The sequence below is a fragment of the Amycolatopsis sp. SID8362 genome, assembly GCF_010550475.1.
GTDB lineage: Bacteria > Actinomycetota > Actinomycetes > Mycobacteriales > Pseudonocardiaceae > Amycolatopsis > Amycolatopsis eburnea.
Window position 1 is genome coordinate 1 of sequence record NZ_JAAGNB010001730.1, and the last position, 4,765, is coordinate 4,765.

Here is a 4,765-nt window from a genome sequence, read left to right on the forward strand (position 1 = left end):
CGCGTCGGCGCGGCGCTGCGCGAGCTGGCCGGAACCGGAGAGAAGGAGCCGAACTGATGCGTGCCCTCGCGGTGACGCCCATCCACCTGCCGCCCGAGGAGATCCGGCGGCGGCAGGAGCGCTACGCCCGGCTCGCGCCGCCGGGCCTGGAGATCGAGTTGCGCGACGTCGGCCCGGCCGCACCGGCCACTTTGGACACCGGCGAGTCCGTGCGCGCGTCCGAACGCGAGGTCGCCGCCGTGCTCGCTTCGGCGGGCGACGGCTGGGACCTGGCCTTCCCGGACTGCGTGCTCGACCCGGCGGTACCCGACGCCGTCGCCGAACCGCCGTTGCCGGTGCACGGCCTGCTCAAGCTGTCGGCGTCCCACCTCGCCGCGAAGGGCGTCCGGTTCGGCGCGGTCGTGCGCAACGAGGCCATCGCCGAGGAGTTCGCCAAGCGCATCGCCGCCTACCGGCTGACCGAGTACTTCGTCGGCGTCCGCGTGCTGGACCTGCCGTTCTCCGCGATCGCCGAGACCGAGACGTGGAACGCGGCGCTCGGCACGGCGGTGCGCGAACTCGCCGCACTGGGCGCGACGGCGGTCATCAACGGCTGCTCGGCCGTCGACGTCGAGCCCGCCGACCTGCCCGCGCGCATCGTCGACCCGACCGAACTCGCGCTGCGGCTGCTGACCGTGGAGGGGGCTTCGTGACCGACGGACCCGATCTCGTCGTCGCCGGAGCGGGCGGCGGCCTCGCGGGCGCGCTGCGGGCCGCCGAGCTGGGGCTTTCCGTCCTGGTCGTCGAGGCGAGCGAGCACTTCCGCCGGGGCAACAACACGTCGATGTCCACGGCGATGTTCCCTGGCGCCGGGTCGCGGTGGCAGGCGGCAGAAGGTGTGGACGACTCGCCCGAGCAGTTCGTCGCCGACATCATGGCCAAGACGCACGGGCAGGCCGATCCGCGCCTGGCCCGCACCCTGGCCGAGGTGAGCGCCCCGCTGGTCGAGTGGCTCGCCGACTCGGCCGGGCTGCCGCTGTCGCTGGTGACGGACTTCAACTACCCCGGCCACTCCGTGCCCCGCTGCCACACGATCCCGGGACGGCACGGCTCCGGCGTCGTCGACCACCTCGCCCGGAAGGTGACCGAGCACGAGAACATCGAGCTGCTCGCACCCGCCCGGCTCGTCGACGTCCTGTCCGATGTGGACGGTGTGTGTGCGGTCGTGGTCCGGTACCCCGACGGGACCGAGGAGGAGATCCCGACCCGCGCGGTTCTGCTGGCCACCAACGGCTTCGGTGCCGACTCGGACCTCGTGGCGCAGCACCTGCCGGAGATCTCGGGAGCGCTGTACCAGGGGAGCGACCAGTCGCTCGGGGACGCGCTGCGCATCGGCGAGAAGCTGGGTGCCGCCACCGGGTTCCTCGACGCCTACCAGGGCCACGGCGCGGTTTCCGCCGCCGCGGGCACGTTGGTCGGCTGGGCGACGATCATCCACGGCGGGTTCCTCGTCGGCCTCGACGGCCGCCGCTTCGGCAACGAAACTCGCGGCTATTCCGAGTACGCGGCCGAGCTGGCCGCGCGACCCGGTTCGACCGGCTGGATCGTCCTCGACGAGACGATCTTCGAGCAGTGCCAGCCGTTCCAGGACTTCCGGGACGTCGTCTCGGCCGGTGCGCTCGTCTGGGCCGACGACGCTCGTGGGCTCGCGGCGGCGACGGGTCTGCCACCGGACGCTTTGGAGGCGGAAATCGCCACGGCGGCCGCGATCGCGCGCGGCGAACACGCGGACGAGCACGGCCGGACCCATTGGGAGCGCCCGCTTTCGGGCCGCCTCGCCGCCGTCCGCGTGGTGCCCGCGCTCTTCCACACCCAGGGCGGGCTGCTGGTCGACGAGCACGCCGCCGTCGTCGACCACGACGACCGCCCGATCCCCGGGCTGTACGCCGCGGGTGGCGCCGCGGCGAGCATCTCCGGCCACGGCGCCGCCGGCTACCTGCCCGGCAACGGGCTCCTGCCCGCCTTCGGGCTGGCCTACCTGGCCGCCGGCGACGTCGCCCGGCGCCTGAATTCGAACACCGCAAGCTGAGGAGAGAAATGGCCACCACGGAACTGCTCGTGAAGAACGTCCGGGTCGTCCGCCCCGGCGACGCCGACGGGTCCGAGCCCGAACTGCTGGACATCGCCGTGAACGACGGCACGATCACGCGCGTGGCGCCGGACCTGCTCATCGACGACGCCGCGCGGGTCGTCGACGGCCGCGGGTTGCTCGCCTTCCCCGGCGTGGTCGACGCGCACCAGCACTGGGGCATCTACAACGAGCTGGCCACCGACACCCGCACCGAGAGCCGCGCGAGCGCGCAGGGCGGCGTCACGACGTCGCTGACGTACATGCGCACCGGCCAGTACTACCTGAACAAGGGCGGCAGCTACCGCGACTTCTTCCCCGAGGTGCTGAGTGCGTCGGAAGGCAATGCCTACGTCGACTACGCCTTCCACCTCGCGCCGATGAGTTCGCAGCACATCTCCGAGATCCCTTACCTGGTCGAGGAATTCGGCGTCACGTCGTTCAAGATCTTCATGTTCTACGGCAGCCACGGCCTGCACGGGCGGTCGACCAGCCAGAGCGACTTCCTGATGATCCCGCCGGACGAACGCTACGACATCGCGCATTTCGAGTTCGTCATGCGCGGGGTGCAGCACGCGCGCGAGGTGCTGACCGAGTACGCACCGCACCTTTCGCTCTCGCTGCACTGCGAGACGGCGGAAATCATGACGGCGTACACGAAACTGGTCGAGCAGGACGGCTCGCTGTCGGGTCTGCGGGCCTACAGCGCGTCGCGGCCGCCGCACTCCGAAGGGCTGGCCGTTACCATCGCGTCCTATCTCGCGCACGAGACCGGGCTGCCGAACATCAACCTGCTGCACCTGTCGTCGGAGAAGGCCCTGTCGGCGGCACTGACGATGGCGAAGGCGTTCCCGCACATCGACTTCCGGCGCGAGGTGACGATCGGGCACCTGCTGGCCGATGTGGACACGGCGTCGGGCATCGGCGGCAAGGTCAACCCGCCGCTGCGCGAGCGCGAAGACGTCGAGGCGCTGTGGCGGCACGTGCTCGCCGGCGAAGTCGACTGGGTGGTCAGCGACCACGCGTGCTGCCGCGACGAGCTGAAGTTCGGTGCGGACCGCGACGACGTCTTCCTGGCGAAGTCCGGCTTCGGCGGTGCGGAGTACCTGCTGCCCGGGCTGGTCGGCGAGGGCGTGAAGCGCGGCCTTTCGCTGCAGCGGATCGCCCAACTGACTTCGCGGAACCCCGCGCGCCGCTACGGCTTGCTGAAGAAGGGTGACATCGCCGAGGGCTTCGACGCCGACTTCGCGCTGGTCGACCCGGACGTCCGGTGGACCGTGCGCGCGGCGGAGTCGGAGTCCACTCAGGAGTACACGCCGTTCGAGGGCTTCGACATGACGGCGAAGGTGACCGACACGTTCGTGCGTGGCAACCACGTGTTCGCCGACGGCAAGATCACCGGTGACCCGGTGGGCCGCTACCTCAAGCGCGGGCGCTGACCGGGTGTAGTGAATGACTCATTCATGTCGTCTGGCGACATGAATGAGTCATTCACTACGTTCCCTACCGGCCGCCCGGCTCCTGCAGCCAGGCCCAGCTCTGCCGGATCTCGGCGGCGGCCTCGCGCACGAGATCGCGGTAGCGGCCGACGGCGTCGGGCGTGAAGCGGTACTGCGGCCCGCAAATGCTGATGGAGCCGTGGACTTCGCCGTCCGGCCCGAACAGGGGAGCGGCGACGGACCCCGCGCCCGGCTGCCGTTCGCCGAGCGAGACGGCGACGCCGTCGCGGGCCACCTCGGCGAGGGCCTCGCGCAGTTCGTCGGCGGTGGTGATCGTGTGCTCGGTCAGCGCGGGGAGTTCCCGGTGCAGCACGGCTTCCCGGCGGTCCTCGGGCAGCGACGCCAGGATGACCTTGCCGGAAGACCCGGCGTGCAACGGGAACCGGCGGCCGAGTTCGACCGTCATCTTGATCTCGCGCGGGCTCTCGAACTGGTCGAGGTACACGCGTTCGTCGCCGACCAGGCCGGAAAGCGTGGTCGTTTCGCCGGTTTCCTCCCGCAGCCGCCGCAGGACGGGCGTGGCGGCGACCCGGGCGTCGAACCGGCGCAGGGCGCTCGCCCCGAGCGCGACGGCCGCGGGGCCGAGCCGGTAGCCGGCGACGCCGGGGTCGGTGGCCAGCATCTCGCGCGAGACGAGCGACTGCAGGATCCGGTAGACGACCGCCTTCGAGAGGTCGAGCTCACGGCTGATCGTGCTGACGCCCAGGTGCCGGGGGCCGCCGGTGAAGAGCAGCAGCACATCGGCCACCCGGGCGGCGGCCTCGGTGCCGGCGTTGTCCGGCGCGCTGGCGGGCTTGCGCCCGGCGGTACTGTTGACGGCCACCCTCGTCGTCCTCGGAATTCTGTTTCGCTGGCGGGAACGTTTCGCCGAAATTGTAGCACTTCCGAGGTCTGTATTGAATCATTCGTTCCGGTGGGCGATACGGGAGGCTATTTCCGGGACGCGGGGCGCGGGCACGACCGAAGCTTCCGGCGGTCGGCCGGGCTGGTTGGCGAGGAACGCGCGCCGGGCGCGCGCGAAACCGCGGTGGTCGTCGAAGATGTCGCCGGTCATCTCGGCCAGTTCGCGCACGCGGTACGTTTCCAGGGGACGGCGCCGCTCGTCGGCGGCCCGGGCGGCGCGCTTGCGGGCGAGGAGCGCGCGGGCACGCGGCCCCTC

At 71.3% G+C, this 4,765-nt stretch carries 4 protein-coding genes and 1 pseudogene; 3 read left to right on the forward strand and 2 right to left on the reverse strand.

What is annotated here, in order from left to right; translation table 11 throughout:
• Positions 1–56 precede the first annotated feature (56 nt).
• From G3I65_RS53020 to G3I65_RS53030, 3 genes are read left to right on the forward strand one after another with little or no spacing between them, the layout of a single operon-like run.
• On the forward strand, positions 57–692 hold the full coding sequence (locus G3I65_RS53020) for an aspartate/glutamate racemase family protein (protein ID WP_160703829.1): 636 nt from the start codon (positions 57–59) through the stop codon (positions 690–692).
• Positions 689–2,068 (forward strand): FAD-binding protein, encoded by a 1,380-nt coding sequence (locus tag G3I65_RS53025; protein WP_160703831.1) that lies wholly within the window; start codon positions 689–691, stop codon positions 2,066–2,068. Before G3I65_RS53020 ends, G3I65_RS53025 begins: the two co-directional genes overlap by 4 nt.
• Before the next feature lie 8 nt (positions 2,069–2,076).
• Positions 2,077–3,546: a dihydroorotase family protein gene (locus G3I65_RS53030; RefSeq protein WP_160703833.1), complete on the forward strand. Its 1,470-nt coding sequence runs from the start codon at positions 2,077–2,079 to the stop codon at positions 3,544–3,546.
• A gap of 64 nt (positions 3,547–3,610) precedes the next feature.
• On the opposite strand, the gene G3I65_RS58970 is transcribed toward G3I65_RS53030, so the two are convergent.
• Entirely contained in the window at positions 3,611–4,429 is an 819-nt protein-coding gene (locus tag G3I65_RS58970; protein WP_160703835.1) for an IclR family transcriptional regulator, read from the reverse strand.
• Positions 4,430–4,507: 78 nt separating this feature from the next.
• Positions 4,508–4,765: pseudogene (locus G3I65_RS53040) on the reverse strand (hypothetical protein); the annotation flags it as partial.

Excerpts from the sequence above, each read along its gene's own strand:
- G3I65_RS53020 (WP_160703829.1), top strand. The coding sequence starts at position 57 with ATGCGTGCCCTCGCGGTGACGCCCATCCACCTGCCGCCCGAGGAGATC.
- G3I65_RS53030 (WP_160703833.1), top strand. The coding sequence starts at position 2,077 with ATGGCCACCACGGAACTGCTCGTGAAGAACGTCCGGGTCGTCCGCCCC.